A 16,071-nucleotide genomic window follows, 5' to 3' on the forward strand; every position below is an offset into this window, starting at 1 on the left:
GCCAGGTGTGCCCGCCGGGAGGACCGGGCTGGACTGGACGGCAAGATTCTCGGCGGGTGCGTCGCCTCCGCACGGGCGTGATGAACGATGCTGTGTGCACCTGCATCGAGCGCCAGGAGGCGGCCCGTGGTCCAAAGAGTTGAGATTCGGCTGACCGATGACCTCGACGGCCGCGAGATCCCTACCGGCAAGGGCGAGACCGTGCTCTTCGCGCTCGACGGCAGGTCGTACGAGATCGACCTCCGCACCAGGCATGCGGCAGCCTTGCGCGCGGCGCTCGGTCCGTATGTCGAGGCGGGCCGGTCAATCAAGAGCGGACCCCGCAGGCGCGTGACCCGTCCCACAGTTGATGCGGATGCTCGCACAGTCAAGGAATGGGCTCGGGCGAACGGATACGAGGTCAATGACCGGGGACGAGTCCCGGCGCACATTCGTGAGGCTTTCGACGCCGCGAACTAGTCGATGAAGTTGGACGCGGCGAGATAGCCCTTGGGGGTCAGCGACCTATTGGTTCTCGGCAAGCAGGCCAGGTAGCTTCTGGCTATCGAATCATTCGCCGCTTGCACGTGGCGCCATGATGTCGGCCTGCGGCGTTCGCGGTGGTTGCAGTTGGGGGGCTTGCGTGCCGAGCTTGCAAAGTATACATCGCTTTGAGGCTCCGATCGTGTCGATCAGCAGCGGAGCGCTCGTGTTTGCCGTTGCCGCTGGACTCGGAGCAGATGCCTCGACCGGAGCGCAAGCGAGCGACGCCTTCGTTGAGAGCGCTGCTTGGGATGTCTGGCGTCTCGTTGCTGCAACGGCGAGTGTCCTGTTCCTCGCGTTGCTGCTGACCGCGGTCCACGTTTTGCGCAACGCTAACGAGTGGGGGGTCACTGGTTCTGAGTTAAAGCTCTGGCCACACCTTGCTTTTGGGATCTTGGGGACTGCCGTACTCATTCTGGGCCGGATCGTCGTCGGCGGTGGCACTCCAGAGTTGCCTGTCAAGGCGCTAGAAGTGCGAGTCGGGGCGGTCCTGACCACCTCTCTGCTGGCAGGCATTCCGTGGGTTGTTCTCGTCTGGCTTGCGCATGAAACATGCCACTTGCTACAGCAGCGGATAGAGGAGCTGCCGTCGATCCCGCCAGTGCTCGAGTCATCTTCGAAGTCTCGATCCAAGGATATGAAGCCGTCGCGCCGTGACGTAATTGAGCAGCTGCTACGTCTGTGGCGTCTCATTGAACTCTGCGTCGGAGCCTTCGCACTTGGTGTGGTTGCAGCTATCGTGACCGCGAGTTTGCTGCGCGCTGCGTTCCTCGAGGCGTACCCGGCCCGAGACGACGAGTTCCCTACGGTCAACGTCATTTACTACGGTGTGCTGTTTGCCGCGATCGCATCACTTGTCAACCTTCCGCTGATTGTCGTCTGGAGAAGGTCCGCGCGGACCATGGTCGACCACACGTTCCCCCTTCCACCAGACGGTCAGCCAACTGAGGAATGGGTGGCAGCACGAACCCGCCTTGAAGCCCTTTTGCACCTTGACGTTTCGCTCCTACGGAATCCCCTGACCGCCTTTACGATCCTGTCGCCCCTTCTCACCAGCGCTCTCGGTGCCTTCGTGCCGCTGGTCGGCGAGGCATGAGAACGGAGACGCCTGGACGTGAAGAACGTTGCCCAAGGCGCGGACGAAGCCGGCAGCTCCGCAGCTCAGTGGCGATCTGTCCGCACTCCGGCCAGCACGGCCGCCTCGCCCCTGAGGCATAGCGCGTGTTAGGACGCCGCAGATGCGTGGTCACCGCCAGCGCCCTCCCACCGGCCCTTACACAGGTCGCCGGATCGGGTACCGCAAGGCCGCCGCGGCCGAGGTGCGCTGGCTGCGGCGGAACGTTTCGGGCGTTGACAGACGGCTTAGAAGGCCGCCGGACCCCATCGACAGGGCCGACGCTACGCGACCAGATCAGAGATCCCGCGCTGGCGATCGGGGACCCCCGCAGGCCAAACGCCTGCCCTCGAGGGTGGGGGACCTCTGGAATTCGCCAGGCCTATCGCGCGTAGGACGCTTCCTCTCGCACGCGAATCCAACTGGCTCGTGCCTGCGCTTTGGCATCTGACCGTCAACTGTCAATTCGTGCCTTGAAGCGGAGTGACAGATGAGCAAGGCGGGCAGCCTGGGGGCACGACGCGTAAGAGGTCCGTCCGTCCGGGTCAAGGAGGTTGGCGGAGACGCGCACCGGTGGGACCCAGGGCCAAGCGGTTGTGGTGGCTTCGGCTGATGTTCTTGGTTACGCCTGACCAAGACAACGCCGATCACGTCCGCATGCGATCGCGCGATTAGGTTCAGCCAGCCAGGGCCGCACTCGTGGTTCGCGTCTTGCGCCAGCCACTCGACAACGCCCTGGTCGGTCGGTATGACGGTTTGTAGCCGCCCCCGGCAGGGACGGCTTTGGGGCAGGGGATGAGATGGCTGATTCGAGCGAGATGCTGGCGCCTACGGCGGATCAGGTGACCACCGCCACTCCGTCGGTAGAACTACTCCGGCGGCGCCGCGCGTCCAGAGCCGCCGCGGTGGTCGCCGTAGTGGTGTTGTTGCTGGCGCTGGTGCTGATAGCCCGGGCTGAAAATGAGAACACGCCGTCGACCAAACAGACAACAATCACCGAGAGCTCGAACAGTGCGGGCAAGGCGGGGACCGTCAAGGAGACCAAGTCCACTGAGGTCACGTCGCGCGGCACCGATGCCTCATTCCTGGGTAGAACCCTGGGTAGTGGGGCCGGCCCAATTCTGCTGCAGCTTCTCGTCGCCGCCGCTGTCGCGTTCGCCGCAGGCGCCTTTGTTCAGCGTGTTTGGCTGGGTGAGTATGGCATCACTGTGGGTCCTGTCTCGCTGCCGGCCCTAGCCGCAGTGACAAATGAAGCGGCGACCGAAGTTGAGGAGCTGATCAGGGAGTCGCCAGAAGTTCTGGCCCTCGCGCAGGGTGGGCCGCGGGGGCCGCAGCCCTACCCGCAGTTCTACTCGATCGATGATCCGCAGCTGTCCTTGGTGAGCATCCGCATCGAGCTTGAAGAACGTCTACGGGACCTGGCGGAAAGCGTCGGGCTTGACCGCGACATCGCCCTGCTAAAGATTCCGGCGCGCTTGAGCAAGGAAGGAGTTCTCGACACGCAAGCTGCACGCGGCCTTCGTCAGCTCGTGGAGCTCGGTGACCGCATCGTGGCCGGCGCTCAGGTTGAGCCACAGGCGGACGAGCGCATTCGCCACGCCGCCGACGTCGCTCTGTACGCGTTGGGAGAGTTGAGGAGACGAGCAATGGAAGGACGTGTGCCGTGATCGACGCAACGCTAGAGGACCTGTTGAAGCATGCTAAGCGCGATCAGTTAGGGAATCCGGTAATGGCGCACCTCCATCGCCTGTTTGAGGATAGGTGGGACTTAGTCGTTGTCGCAGATGGCCAGGAGAATCTTCCGCTAGCCTTCAATTACGTCGGGACCCCGATGGTTCTTACTCATACGCCATCAGGTGTAAAACCACCCCACTTCCTACTGCTGCCGATCAACGAGACAGGGTCACCATTCTTCAATCTGCACAAAATCCACAGCGTCGAAGGTGTCACCATTGTTGACGACGGACTAGCGCCTGCGGATCACTTTGGGCCCGTCACTCCCGCGGCCCTAGTCGGCCTTGTAACGCGGTACGCACAAAAGGGGCCCGGCAACTTGTACCCCATTGCAGAAATCGAGGCCGCGGAAGGGGGAACCACGTCAGTTCTTGTCGATTGGGAAGGCCGGCCCCTGTGGCTGTGGATCAACCCGCCATCGGACGACGGAGCAATTTCTCATGCCCTTGCTGTTGTTTCTCCTCGTCTGAATGTCCGCGGCTACGATGCGGTGGCGGTAGACGCGGAACTAAGGCCCATTTTCTCGGACGAGGAACTCCGGGCACAGCGGGAATCTCGCAACTAGAGCAGGAATGTCGGATGTGGGGACGCGTTGCTTGGCCGTCGCTTGAGAGGACATCGATGACTGAGGCGCCCTCATCGGACTTGTGGGCTTAATCGTTGGCGGCTTGCATGACCGGCTCGGTTGCCGCATTGCAGGAGCCAGCTGGCGAGCGGCGTAGCCTCCAGCCGCCGCACGGCTCATCTGACACGAACCGTGTCGAGATGCGAGCTATTTGTCGTTTGCCATGGCACGAGGATCGATGCAATTCATTGCCGAGGGAACCTATTGGGTGTCTCGCTCGGAGGAGCATCAGGACTTTCTTGCGTCATGCGAGACGTGGGAAAGTACTGTCTCGTGGCCTGCCCCGCGTCGTTGCGGCCACGTGGTGTCGACAATGGGGTCGTGCTCGCCGGCGTCCGCAGCGAACAACCGGGCCTCGAGCGCAACGAGGTCTTCGATGTCGACCTGGGTCGCGAGGCGGATCTGGGTTATCACGGCACTAGGAAACCACGACCGTGCTGAACGGCCTGCCACGACGGCACCGGTTCACGGGCATCCGCAATTGCCGCGATCCGCGCTTCCTCACTTGTCGCAGACCGGCCTGGCGGTCGACCGTCAAACATCGGCCGACGGAGGACATGGCCGTGCCGGCTCTGGCTGCTGTGTCGTGCCCTTATGGATCAGGGGGCGCCATGGATCAGAGGCGCGCCGCGCGCGGGACCGCTCACGAGCCGCTCGCGCAGCCCTACAGTCCAAAGTACCCGTCCTGACCTGCGTCTCTTACACGCCTCGCTCCTGCGATAAGCTCATCGACCAGCAAGTAGACATCTGTCGACGGATTGCTTCCGACAGGGCTCCCGTCGCCCTCATGTTTTATACCTAGTGCAAGGGCCCTTGATCGCGCAATTGCATACTTCCCTTCCATAAGTTCGTGTTGAAACTCCTTGTTCTTCTTTGGATCATACTTCGGCATGTATTCTCTCAGTTTCTCTGCGGCGTCGGCGCTGGAGAGATGCCCGGTGCAGCCAGCAAGATGAAGAATCCCCCAGAGCTCGAAGCACGGATTAGTAACAACCAACCGAATCTCGTTTCGCCGCGCAAGAACACGCGCCTCTGGCAGGTTTCGATGTGTGTCCACATCGGTAACGCACCACACTTGATCGCACTTCAAGTTATCGTCCCGCTCGCGCTTTGCTGCACGCTGGGCAATGGCCTTCCCTCGAATTGCAGCTCTAACATATTCGAGGGGATCGCCCGACGAATGTTGAACATCTATATCCAGTAGAGTGTCCTTCAGCTTTATCCGAATGTAGCTTTTGAAATAGGCTTTCTCGGTCCGTTCTCCTTCGCAGACGACTAAATGGCGTACTCCCTGCTCGCGCCCAGCCTCGCCTCGGGATAGGTCGCGAATTGGGGCTAGATTCTTCCGTCTCCCACGTCGTCCGCTATTCACTCAGCGCCTTCCACAACGGAGAGAACGTATGGGAACTCTGTCTCAAAGTCGACGAGAGGGACCGCGCCGTAGCGTCCCTGGAGGTAACCTCGCTCCAGATCTTCCGCCTTCCGAGGTTTGAAATCGGAAAGTGGGTATATCTCGCTGGCGCCGTGGGTGTTCTTTTGGACGAACCAAACCTGGCCTCTCTCCATCACTGGGGTATCTGAGACGATGTGACCTAGCAGAGTGGTGTCATGGCTCGTGAAGATCAACTGGGCGTGCAGAGGATTCGTTTCAGGGTTCTGAAATAGGCGCACGAGTTCAGCTACAAGACGCGGGTGCAGACTGGTATCGAGTTCGTCAACGAGTAATATGTGCCCTTCCGCAAGGGCGTCTGTGATTGGTCCCGTCAACGCAATAAGCGACTTCGTTCCCACCGATTCACGGTCAAAAGGCAGGGCGACTGGTGCTGAACCATCCGAACAAGAATGCAGGAGCTCGACAGTCGTATTGGCTATATCGACCGCCCGTATTACCAGCTCGTCCGTGGGTTCGGTGTCATGCAATGACGCCAGCGCCCTCAGCATTCTGCTGCGCTGGTCGTCAGTTATCTCCGTATGTTTGACGGTCAAGTCACAAATGCCAAGGTCGGCATACTTGAGTAATGACCTTAGACGCTGGGCAACCTTGGGGTCATTCTCGACTCGGTCCAGAGTGAGTGGGTTATGGCCCGGATCTTCTCCAGCGGCACATCGCGGTACCCGAACGGGTCGACGAACGCGAAGATCGGTGCCATACGCTCCCCGCTGAGGGAGGCGATCATCTCGTCGGCGAGGTCGACGAAGTTCATGTTCTCGACGATGACGCGGACATTGGACGGCCAGCCCCTGCGTTCGGCTTCGAGGTCCGCCACGACTTTCTTCAGCGACTCGTAGCGCGCAGGGTCCTTCTCGTTGAACAGAAAGACGAACTCGGTACCCGTCATGTTCTTGAAATGCCTGTGGTCGAGCACCGTCTCCAGCGCCAGTCGCGGCGAGCCGGGCTCGCCGCCGGCGTACACGCCGGGGCCTGCGAATGCGTCGAGGAAGATGACCTTTCTCTCCCAGCGAGACAGGATCGGGAACCAGCCACCGAGGTACTTGCGCAGCAGGTCGTGCTTTGCCTTGGTGTGGGGGCTGAGCGCCCAGATCGTTGGCTTCAAGTGCGGGTCCTCCGCCATCGTGGGCCGGTGTCGGCGCTCGACCGCGCGGCCTGTCGTTACTGCTGGCTACCGTACAACCAACATCTGATTCACGGCGGGACGCAAGATCCGGAACCCACGCTCGGCTACGCCGACCTCCCCGAGATCACGGGCGCAGAACTGCGTCCACATCGACGTCGAAGGCAGTGACCCTTAGCCGCCGTCATTGCCGAGGCGACGATGGGTGGAGACGGCGCCGGACCACGGTCCTCCGCCCGGGGCGGCTTCACAACGGTGTGCCGCCGTGCCGCTGCATGGGCCGGCGATGGACGACCCGGTCACGCCGTGCTCGGCGGGCGCGGCGGACCAGCTCGATTTGTTCTGGGTCGAACCACCACTGGCCGTCTTGGAAGATCGCGGGCAGCTTCTCCTCGGCGGCGAGCTGGCTCACGTAGGGACCGGTGAGCCCCAGGTGGTGCGCGGCGTGCTTGGTGTCGACGTATCCGGGCGGCTCGACGGGGCGGCGGATCGGCCGTTGAGCGCACGTGCGGGTGATGGCCGCGACGTCGGCCGGGTAGACCAGTGACTTCGTGCCGGGAACGAGCGGCAGGTTGCACCGTCTCGGACCGAGCATTGGCCATCGGAGTTGACTGCACCAGTCTATGGTGCAGTCGCCCGTGACGTAGGGGTCTTTGTCGTTGGCCGAGCTTCGACGGGAGCTGCTGCATGGCCGGATCGATTTCCGGCGCCTTGGGGAGGTGCCAAGGACCGCAGTGCGCAGCAGGCAGGTCGAACGGCGGGGTCGATTCAGCTGTCAGCATGCGTCCCGTCGCGCAGGCTACGTGCACGCGGGTACGCCTGGTTTGATGGCTCATGCCGTTGCCGCGAGTCGGCGTCGGCGGTGGTGGGCTCGTGGAGCGAGCGCGTCAGTGCGACGCGGTTCGGGTAGCCGTGCTCAGCTCCGACCGTGTAGTCGTAGTGCCGGTCGCATTGGTAACCGCAGCGACGTACCAGACCGGGCGGCCCTCGGCCAGCATCGCCACGATCGCTCGATGTGCCGGTGTCGGGAACATACTGGCACCTTCCTCCAATGGTGGAAGCTGAGGTCCGGGTGGTCGACCCGCCCACCCGGACCCTGGTGGTGGGTGTGCTAAAGCGTGGGGATGGGGCAGGCCTGCCGCTGGGCTTCCCAGTACGAACAGGCGAGGCCGCGCAATCGGTTGAAGTTGTCGGTCGTGTCGTTTCCGCCGCGGCTGTTGACCACCTGCAGTGATGCCGTGCGTTGAGTGACCATTAGGTCAACCGGCTTTGTCCATTCGAACCAGTCCTCCCACCTGAGGAAGAACTGGTTCGCGTCCACACCGACGGCCTCGGGCGGAGTTACGTAGATTACCTCGCCGCACCCATTCTTCAGAACAGCCATGACTCTGGCGTGGAACCCCTCCAGATGGTTCGTGTTCAACGTGTGCGTCGATCCTGCGATCCCGCCTGAGTTCCTGTTGACCGTGACCCGACTGTGCATGTGGAGACCGTTGGTCAGTGGCCAGTCGTAGGCCTCTTCGACGAGCGCTGGGATGTTGCCAGGCTTGCCTACCGGGTCAGAGCACATGACCGGAGGTGAAGGGACCGGTGGGGAAGAAATGGGTGGGGGAACCGGCGCCGTGGGTGGTTCTGCCACGGGCGTGCTGGACGAGGGTGTCGTGGGTTGCTGTCCCGAAGCGTTGCCGCCGCAGGCCGCGAGCATTGCGATCGAGCACGCCGCAACTGCGGCGAGCCCTAACTTGTGAGCCCGCTTCCTGTGAACTCGATTGCTCGCAGAGACGGGCGCTCGAACTGACGCGGCTGGCTCAGACGATGGCGGCGATCCAGGGACGCCGGCCGGCCGGCGTCGGTCGACCTGAGTTGCCTGGCGCAGGCGGGCGAGTCCATCGGCAGCGAGCGCTTCAAGATTGGGATTCATGGTGACCTCTTTGGCCTCGGTCCGGCCGACGGCCGGGTTCCCTTTCACCGTGGGACTAAGTCACTTGCGGTCGAATCTGGCGATCGGCTAGGTCGCGGGCCGGCATGTCCTTAGTTGCCTGCGGAGGTGCCTTAGCCGACCCGTCGCCCGCTCAGGTGGCGGCCGCGCTCGGGGCCATGGTCATGTGCCGCGCATGTTCGCGAACGTCTAGCGGGGCCAGGCGAAAGTCTCGGCCGGGCTGTCGATGGTGGCCAGTCGCGCGGCAGCAGGCACGGCCACACGGGTGCAGGTGCAAGGCGAGGTCGAACCGAGTCTGGTGCCAATTCACACGGACGCATCAGTGTTCGTGCGGCTACATGTGGTCGAGGATCTCCCGGAATCGTTTCGGGCGAAGTCCTCGGCGACGTGACGCGGCTTCTGTGATTGAACGTGTCGTCCTCGGTGGCGCAGGCTTTTGCGCCATCATGGTCGCCCGGCCGATCCATGCGGGTCGCTGGCCTCATCCCGAGGCTGGTCACGGTCGTTTGTGCTTGACCGGGCGATCCCCAGCCGCACCGCGATCGCGGCGGCCTGGACGCGGCTGCGGACGCTGAGCTTGGCGAGGATGTGGGTGACATGGACGCTAGCGGTCTTTGGGCTCATATAGAGCGCGGCACCGATCTCTCGGTTCGTCTTGCCGTCCGCGAGCAGTGCGAGCACGGCGCGCTCGCGGTCGGTCAGACCATAGTCGTCGTTTGCGGCGGCATCTGGCTTGCCGCCATGCATGGTAACGGCGTCGCTGAGGTGGATACGCGCTAGTTTGGCGAGCTCGTCGATCTGCTCACGCAGCGGAGCGGCACCCAGGGACTCCGCCGTGAACCTGGCGGTCTCGAGCTCACTCGCTGCTCGTGCGCGGGAACCTGCAACACGTGCCTGTGCGAGAAAGGCCTCGGCGGCGCGCAGGCGCGCCCTCGCCTCCGGATACGGATGGCCGAGCGCGCTCCACTCCCTGGCCGCGGTCAACCACCGCTCCGGATCGGAAGCTCCGCCGATACGGGACCGCTCGGCTTCGATCGTGGCGTCGACGGCGTTTGCCGTGACGCCGCCGACTGCGCCACGGAGCAGATCTACAAGTCGCTCAAACGCCTCTGGCGCATGTTCCGCGACGGCGGCCTCAAGGCCAACTAGCAGTAGAACCTCCCCGTCATTCTCAGTTTCTGTGCCGTGAACGACTTCGGCTGCGGCGATGGCCAGAGCGAGCGCCTGGTCCGCACGGCCGAGCCGCAGGCAGAGTTCACACTGCACCTCGGCGTAGTTGAGTTTGAACATCGGCTGATCGTCGCGATCTGCAACGCTTGCCAGGTGCTGCAGCTGGCCCGCCCAGCGTAGTTCGCCGCGCGCGATTCTGATCCGTGCGATCGCCTGCTCGAGTATCGGCAACTCCGGCGTTGCCGAACTGCGTTCGAAACTGAGGGCCTCGTCCCAGCGACCGAGTTCGTACAGGCGGATGACGACGCAGTACTCCATCATGTCCTCGAGCCAATGCCGACCCGACATGTATCGCCGCAATTCACGCTGGGTCAGGCGTACGGCCTCGAGCAGCTCGTCGAGCTGATACCGGGCGAGGTAGGCGCTCGAGAGCCCGACACCTGCGAGGGCGATGTCATCCGGCTCGGCCACCTGTCGGGCGATCGACATCGCCGCGCGCAAGTCTTCGATCCCGGCCGCGGATGTTTCGGCGGCTTGGTGGGGGTCCTCGCCCCAACTGCGCGCCTCCTTGGCGATGCCGAGTGCGATCTTCGCCTGCCCCACCGTTCGAGTGTCAGCTGATCGCAGCGCCAGCTCGAGCGCGGCCGTGGCCAACTCGGCAGCTTCGATGTAGCGCGCGTACTCCAACAGAACCAACGCATGGTTCGCCAGGGTGCGCCCAAGGAGCAGTTCATCTCCGGGTGGGACCAGGCACCTGGCGCGTTCGGCGTCGCGCAGCGCAGCGTCGGAGTCGCCCGCATGCATGCGCAGCCAACTCCTGTTCAGCAAGGCGGGAACCAGCTCAGCGGTGTCGTCGCGCCCTGCTAGGGCCTCGTCGAGTACGGTGAGTGCAGCCGTCCGTTGTCCGGCGCTCCCGAGATTGGTCGCGGCCGACTGAGCCAACTCCAACTTGCTGGGCATATCCGAGCTATCGGCGGTCGCCTCGACAACCGCTGCCGCAATGGCGTACCAATGGCCGGCCTCGGCAAGAGCGAACCTAGCCTCGGCGGCGCGCGCAGCCGAGATCGACCACCGCAGGGTAGCTGTCGGGTCGCCGGCGCGGTGGTACTGCTCGGCCACCTCAGCCACGGCCGACGGACTGGCCGGAGCCCGCAGGTGCGCCTTGAGGTGGCGTGCTAGGCGAGCATGAATCTGCTGGCGTTCCGGTCGCAGCAGGCTCTCGTAGGCGACCTCGGCGAGGACCGGATGTCTCGCGGTGGTTCTACCGTTGGGGTCCCTGACCAGGATGCCGGCCTCGCATCCCCTCCGTATCAGGTCGACCTCGCCACCGGCCACTGCTAGCAGTTCACCGTCGGTAAGCGGGCGGGCCAGCGTCGCGGCAGCGGCAACGAGCGTCCGTACGGCGGGCGACTGAAGTTGCAGGCGGCTGAGCAGCACACGACGTAGCGAGGCCGGCACGGCCGGCTCGAGGGTTGCCAGTTCGGCGGTGAGATATGGGTTTCCCGCACTGCGCTGGTGGATCCGTTCCACCTCTTCGAGCGTCGCGTCTGACCGCAGGTTCCTTACCTGCAGGGCCGTCTCGGCCGCGGTGAGCCGTCGCAACTGCACATCGGTGAGCCTTGGGCTGCGCAACTGCTCAGCAAGCCAGGCCTCCCGATCAGCATCGGTGACCTCGTCGCGCCAGGTCAGGATGACCAGCAGCCCGCGTACAGGCAGGTTGCGGGTCAGGTAGGCCAGGAAGTCGAGGGTCGACCAGTCGGCCCAGTGCGCATCCTCGACCAGGAGCACTGTGCCGCCCGGTGGACCGTCTTCCAGTCCCTGCCGAAGCGACTCGAGCGCCCGCGCACGACCTGCCGCAGGTGACAGGATGTCGCCCAGCCCGACACCGGCGCTGAGCGCAGCACCGAGAGCGATGTCCAACCCGCTGTACGCCGCCGCACCCGCCATCGGCGCACAGGCACCCCGCAGAACGCGCAGGCCATCGTCCGGTCGGCCTTCGAGCACGGACTCAACTAGCGCGGTTTTGCCGATGCCCGCCTCGCCCCGGACCATCACGGCAGCCGAGGATGTCGGCAGTTCGGCGACCAACCGCCCGAAAAACGCGACCTCTTCCCCGCGACCCGGCAGTATGGCGGTCACAACCTCATGATGCTGCAGCGTCAGACAGACAACCAGGGGCGGAGCCGCCTCCGCAGATCGGTCGGCCGTAAGATGTCGTTGCGCCTGCTCCTTAGGCTGCGGGCTTAAGCTCCTCAGTCATGACACTGGACTTGCGAGGAACGTGACGGAGCGAGTCATCCCGGCCACGAATCCGCGCGCCGTGCGACAGCGATCGACTAGTGCAGAGAATCCGGTTGCCGATCTTCAATGAGCGCCGGTCGGACCGACCGCATCCCGGACGGTGCGCCGTGCCGGCTTCACCCTTCCACTTCGCGTTGGGTCCTCGTACCATCAGGCCGGGGGTGGGGAACATGTCTAGACCAAAAGCGAAACTATTGGTTCTCGTTGCGATCGCTGCGGGGCTGGCCTGTGCTTCAGCGGCCAACGCAGCCGGGTCTGTCACAGATACCCGTGGGAGCAGCATGCAGGGGGCACAAGCAGACCCGACGCCGGCGGACCCGAACATCGCGCCATACCCAGGATGTGCGGAGCTGCTGCGCACAAAGCCTGGCGGCTGCGATCCAGATCAACCCGTCCGACTCGATATCACCGGAGAAGCTGACGTACCGCCGCGGGTTGAGCACGTCCAGGCCGCGTTGAACAAGGTGCCCCTCCTCGACGGCGGCCTCATGTGGGAGTCGGCCCGCAAGGTGTTGGTGATCCAGCTCGTCGGGCCTGTCGACGGGTCATCGCCAGCGGTCGAGCAGGCCAAGTCCTTGGCCCGTGCGGCACGCGACGGCCTCACACTCGAATTCCGGTCGGTGAAGTATTCGCGAGCGGAGCTCGAACAATTGAGTGATCGGCTCTTCCCGACCCAGAAGCAGTGGGCGGCCGGTCTGACCGAGGCCGACGGCTTGTATGACCCCGAGAAGAACCGTGTGGTGTTCCTCGTGCGCAACGACAGAGGTGACACCCAGGCGTGGGCGGACCGCATCACGGCCTTGAACGATGACAGGATCGTCTTCCAGCCGTACACACCGGCACCCGACCAACCGGCCGACGGGATCGTGAAGACCCAGTCGCGTCTACACGACACTGCATTATCCTGGAGCGGCGGCGCGTGGCTCAGCCGCGCCGACGTGACCGCGACGACCACCAATGCGCTGTGCACGGCCGGCTTCAACTGGAAGCAGTGGGGCACCGGCAGGGAGTACGGCAGCACGGCAAACCACTGCAACGAAGGCGGCGGTGACTACGTCCCTTGGCTCAACGACAAGAGACCCGTCGGCGTCTGGGAAACCGGCGAGTCGGGTGAAGCCCCTGTTCCTTACAGCGCGGCCGCGGATACGACGTTGATCCGAGGCTTCTATTCCAGTTACGACTTCCATCCTTCGGCTTTCGTTGGAGACCAGGCCACAAACAACTGGCGGTTCGTGCGCGGCGCAGCCGCGCCAGCGGCGGGAGCGACCGTCGCCCTGAGCGGGGCCAGGAGCGGACTTGTCGTCTCAACCATCAGGAGCACGAAGTTCTATGACTCTGGCATAGGTGCCTACGTCGTCCTGATGTGGACAAGTACGTGCGCGAAAGGCGACTCGGGCGCGCCCTGGCTGACCACGGCGGGTCCCAACAGCGTCTACCCCGGCGACGTCATTGCCTGGGGTCAGCATCGCGGCGCCGTCAGCTCAGGAACGTACCAGGGTGCGTGTGTCTGGGTACCGGTCACCTACATCAGCAGCAAGGTGCAGGCCTCGCTACTCACGCCCTAGACAAGACCCAGAGCGGCGACGCCGAGCATCAAGAGCCCGGACGTTCGTCGGCCGCGGACGCCTCATCGTGCTCGCTTCTCGAGGTTGCTAGCAGGCACGGTGATCGGGCGCTCAGAGACAGCCCTGGAGATGATCCGATGAACCGCGACGCGACGCAGAACCCCGACGCTGCGATGCCCGGTCTGACTGTTCAACGTAAAGCCCCTACCGTGGCGTTACAGGCTCAGTTGATCGGAACCCTCGAGATCGACACCTCAACAAACTGCCTGGTAGTCCGCACCCCGATGGGCACTGCTGCCGGCACCAACCGCCTCGTCGACATCGATGTGGCCTGGCCCCCAGGCTGGAGTGTCGCACTCCGTGACGGCACACCGGCCCTGATTGACGCAGCTGGGCAGCTGGCCGCCCGGCCAGGCAATGAGGTGTATGTCGGTGGAGGTTATGTAGACACAGCCGTAGCCGACGTCGTCTCGTGCACAGGCCAAGAGCGGATATTCCAGGCGTACGAGCTCACACGCGCTTGAGTATTAGATGTCGAAGCTCGACCGGGATGCCGCCCGGTCATGTTCTTGATCCAACACCGCTCACGAACTCAGATCCCCGATCGCCTGAGGCGGACGCGATACTGCACACTCCGAATATGCACCGGTTGCCAGTCAAACAGGATGACTTGCGTTTGGGCCCGGTACGCACAAGACAGCTGGGCCGACTACCTCGCCGTCTGCCACGCCAGCAAGTAAGGAGCCAACGGGAAGCATTCGGCGATTGCTCCCGGCCGCGCTCTTCCGGGTGTGCCCGGTTCCAGTTGTTCGGGTGGGCGTGAGCCCGCGGCACACCCGGTGTTCCCAATCCCGAGCCAGCGCGCCGAGGTCCGTCGTCGTCCGTCGCCGTTCCTTATCGGCACGCCCGGCCGAATTCGGATCGGGCCACCTTGCCAGATGTAACAACTTGTCAGTGTGTGCCGATAGTCAGGGGGAATTGGAGCCCGTTGTGGTTCCGGGGGAAACGGGGACAAGATGGACCAGCCAACGGCGTCGGCGGCAGGCGAGAACTCAGCGCATCGGGGAGCGTTGTCCGATGCGGTATTCCTGCTGGTGCACGAGCGTGGACGCGACGCGAAATCCCTGGCGAGTGCCCTTCGTGCTATGGGATTCGCCGACTGCGACAAATCGACCGTGAACAGCATCCTGCATCGGCTCGAGCGCCAAGGGGCCGTGCGTAAGGTGGAGGCTCACCCACCAGTCTGGTTAGCGGGCCGCCCTTCGCAGGCTGCCGATGCTTCGCCTCGAGCCACAGCGAGCGATGCAGGCGCGCGCTTCCAACAGCGGATCTGGGACGAGGCCCTGGCTTTGCTGCGCGGAGGAGACAGCGAAGATGTCAGTCGCCTCGGTCACAGGATCTCGCTGTCCACCGGGCTGCCTGGGGGTTACGTCAGAGCCGTCCTCCTCCAGGGGCACGACGGCGTGGTAGCCACAGACGGTCGACTGCGGCTCACCCGGTCATCGTTGCTCCGCAGCCGGCTCGTGACACCCGCGGGCAATCCTCGCTCCGGTCCCGTGATTGTCACCGCTGCCAGCGCCGAGCTTGGTCTCGCTCCCTTTGAAATTCGTGCATTGACGCTGGACTCGCCGGATCCGTTCTGGGTATGTGCGAAGGTCCAGGTTCGGAGCTTCTGGGAACGCTTGTTCCCGAAGGCCGAAACACTGAGCCAGACTTGGTCACTTCCCTTGCGGCCAGCTCCCAGAGTTTCTCCAGGGCTACCTGCTGCCCTGATCTGGCGGCGCAGGACCGTCGCCGCGGCGGTTGCGCAGGTCGAGGCAGTTTTCGCCTCGTTGCCGGGCCTGACCTACGACGCAGCACAGATCCAGGACTCGCCGCAAGAGATTCACAAAACACGCAACGAGTCCGAGGTGCAACGCCTATTGCGCCGCAGAGGGCCCGTCCCCCGCGGGCACGGGCAGCCGGCTGCGGGATTCTGCGACTACTGCGGCCATCCCCTCAGCGATCCCTACAGCCTCCTGGTCGGCGTCGGGCCGGTTTGTCGAGCGCACTATCGTCCCGAAGTGATCGCCAAGGTCGCGGCAACAGCGTCCAGCTCACCCCAATTCAGAGAGTTGATCTCCGAGGTGGAGGCAGTCCATCACCTCCGAGCAGCGTGGCGTGAAGCAGACCAAGTCCTTCGGCACTGACCTCAGACCTCGTTCTACGATCTCGTGCCGAGTTCGAGTCGACCGGGTTAGGGCGCGGCCGCGGTGACCGCCTCGAAGCCGTGGGCCGCCGCGACCTGAGCTCTCCAGTCGGCCAGCCGGTAGCGCAGGCCGACTACCGCGGCCTGGCCAGCCGCGACCCGTTCGGCGCGCACTCGCGACCGGTCCAGGAGCAGGTCGACCGTATGCCTGCCATGCTCGGCGAGAATCTCGCCTGGTTCGCTGTGTTCAGCTGCGCGGGCTGCCAGAACGCTCGGCGTGACCCGGCGGGTGGCTCGCGCAGTTCGCACGCGCGGATGTGGTTGCGTGCCCACGGTGTGC

At 64.1% G+C, this 16,071-nt stretch carries 14 protein-coding genes; 7 read left to right on the plus strand and 7 right to left on the minus strand.

Annotated elements, in window-relative coordinates; genetic code table 11:
- Window positions 1-126: 126 nt before the first annotated feature.
- From V9K99_RS33685 to V9K99_RS33700, 4 genes are all read left to right on the plus strand, one after another.
- The gene (locus tag V9K99_RS33685) at window positions 127-459 is read left to right on the plus strand and encodes a histone-like nucleoid-structuring protein Lsr2 (RefSeq protein ID WP_337323764.1); all 333 of its coding nucleotides are present in this window, start codon (window positions 127-129) and stop codon (window positions 457-459) included.
- A 205-nt stretch (window positions 460-664) separates the two neighbouring features.
- Complete coding sequence (locus V9K99_RS33690; RefSeq protein ID WP_337323763.1) at window positions 665-1,618, plus strand: hypothetical protein; 954 nt, start codon at window positions 665-667, stop codon at window positions 1,616-1,618.
- Between the two features lie 818 nt (window positions 1,619-2,436).
- Window positions 2,437-3,303, plus strand: a complete 867-nt coding sequence (locus tag V9K99_RS33695) for a hypothetical protein (protein WP_337323762.1) — start codon at window positions 2,437-2,439, stop codon at window positions 3,301-3,303.
- Window positions 3,300-3,935 (plus strand): hypothetical protein, encoded by a 636-nt coding sequence (locus tag V9K99_RS33700; RefSeq protein ID WP_337323761.1) that lies wholly within the window; start codon window positions 3,300-3,302, stop codon window positions 3,933-3,935. The genes V9K99_RS33695 and V9K99_RS33700 overlap by 4 nt, the downstream gene beginning before the upstream one ends.
- A 724-nt stretch (window positions 3,936-4,659) precedes the next feature.
- Here the strand turns inward: V9K99_RS33700 and V9K99_RS42795 are convergent.
- The 6 genes from V9K99_RS42795 to V9K99_RS33725 all read right to left on the minus strand — a co-directional run bounded on the left by V9K99_RS42795 (window position 4,660) and on the right by V9K99_RS33725 (window position 11,816).
- On the minus strand, window positions 4,660-5,367 hold the full coding sequence (locus V9K99_RS42795; RefSeq protein ID WP_443137107.1) for an RloB family protein: 708 nt from the start codon (window positions 5,365-5,367) through the stop codon (window positions 4,660-4,662).
- Complete coding sequence (locus V9K99_RS33705) at window positions 5,364-5,981, minus strand: AAA family ATPase (RefSeq protein ID WP_337323760.1); 618 nt, start codon at window positions 5,979-5,981, stop codon at window positions 5,364-5,366. The genes V9K99_RS42795 and V9K99_RS33705 overlap by 4 nt, the downstream gene beginning before the upstream one ends.
- A gap of 38 nt (window positions 5,982-6,019) precedes the next feature.
- The gene (tcmP, locus tag V9K99_RS33710) at window positions 6,020-6,568 is read right to left on the minus strand and encodes a three-Cys-motif partner protein TcmP (protein ID WP_337323759.1); all 549 of its coding nucleotides are present in this window, start codon (window positions 6,566-6,568) and stop codon (window positions 6,020-6,022) included.
- 247 nt (window positions 6,569-6,815) lie between these two features.
- Window positions 6,816-7,163 (minus strand): hypothetical protein, encoded by a 348-nt coding sequence (locus V9K99_RS33715; RefSeq protein ID WP_337323758.1) that lies wholly within the window; start codon window positions 7,161-7,163, stop codon window positions 6,816-6,818.
- 516 nt (window positions 7,164-7,679) lie between these two features.
- The gene (locus V9K99_RS33720; RefSeq protein ID WP_337323757.1) at window positions 7,680-8,138 is read right to left on the minus strand and encodes a hypothetical protein; all 459 of its coding nucleotides are present in this window, start codon (window positions 8,136-8,138) and stop codon (window positions 7,680-7,682) included.
- Window positions 8,139-8,951: 813 nt separating this feature from the next.
- The gene (locus V9K99_RS33725; RefSeq protein ID WP_337323756.1) at window positions 8,952-11,816 is read right to left on the minus strand and encodes a helix-turn-helix transcriptional regulator; all 2,865 of its coding nucleotides are present in this window, start codon (window positions 11,814-11,816) and stop codon (window positions 8,952-8,954) included.
- A 332-nt stretch (window positions 11,817-12,148) separates the two neighbouring features.
- Between V9K99_RS33725 and V9K99_RS33730 the strand changes: the two genes are divergently transcribed.
- The 3 genes from V9K99_RS33730 to V9K99_RS42800 all read left to right on the plus strand — a co-directional run bounded on the left by V9K99_RS33730 (window position 12,149) and on the right by V9K99_RS42800 (window position 15,732).
- A complete protein-coding gene (locus tag V9K99_RS33730) occupies window positions 12,149-13,543 on the plus strand; it encodes a hypothetical protein (RefSeq protein ID WP_337323755.1) in 1,395 nt (464 codons plus the stop codon).
- A 137-nt stretch (window positions 13,544-13,680) separates the two neighbouring features.
- Window positions 13,681-14,067: a hypothetical protein gene (locus V9K99_RS33735; RefSeq protein WP_337323754.1), complete on the plus strand. Its 387-nt coding sequence runs from the start codon at window positions 13,681-13,683 to the stop codon at window positions 14,065-14,067.
- Between the two features lie 621 nt (window positions 14,068-14,688).
- Window positions 14,689-15,732, plus strand: a complete 1,044-nt coding sequence (locus tag V9K99_RS42800) for a DUF6011 domain-containing protein (RefSeq protein ID WP_443137123.1) — start codon at window positions 14,689-14,691, stop codon at window positions 15,730-15,732.
- Between the two features lie 47 nt (window positions 15,733-15,779).
- Here the strand turns inward: V9K99_RS42800 and V9K99_RS33740 are convergent, their stop codons facing one another.
- Window positions 15,780-16,040, minus strand: a complete 261-nt coding sequence (locus V9K99_RS33740; protein WP_337323753.1) for a hypothetical protein — start codon at window positions 16,038-16,040, stop codon at window positions 15,780-15,782.
- Window positions 16,041-16,071: the final 31 nt, after the last annotated feature.

Source organism: Kribbella sp. CCNWLW201, assembly GCF_037203805.1.
Lineage (GTDB): Bacteria > Actinomycetota > Actinomycetes > Propionibacteriales > Kribbellaceae > Kribbella.

Coding starts and splice junctions, on each gene's coding strand:
- V9K99_RS33695 (WP_337323762.1), top strand. CDS start 2,437: ATGGCTGATTCGAGCGAGATGCTGGCGCCTACGGCGGATCAGGTGACC.
- tcmP (WP_337323759.1), bottom strand. CDS start 6,568: ATGGCGGAGGACCCGCACTTGAAGCCAACGATCTGGGCGCTCAGCCCC.
- V9K99_RS33715 (WP_337323758.1), bottom strand. CDS start 7,163: ATGCTCGGTCCGAGACGGTGCAACCTGCCGCTCGTTCCCGGCACGAAG.
- V9K99_RS33720 (WP_337323757.1), bottom strand. CDS start 8,138: ATGTGCTCTGACCCGGTAGGCAAGCCTGGCAACATCCCAGCGCTCGTC.
- V9K99_RS33730 (WP_337323755.1), top strand. CDS start 12,149: ATGTCTAGACCAAAAGCGAAACTATTGGTTCTCGTTGCGATCGCTGCG.
- V9K99_RS33735 (WP_337323754.1), top strand. CDS start 13,681: ATGAACCGCGACGCGACGCAGAACCCCGACGCTGCGATGCCCGGTCTG.
- V9K99_RS42800 (WP_443137123.1), top strand. CDS start 14,689: ATGGGATTCGCCGACTGCGACAAATCGACCGTGAACAGCATCCTGCAT.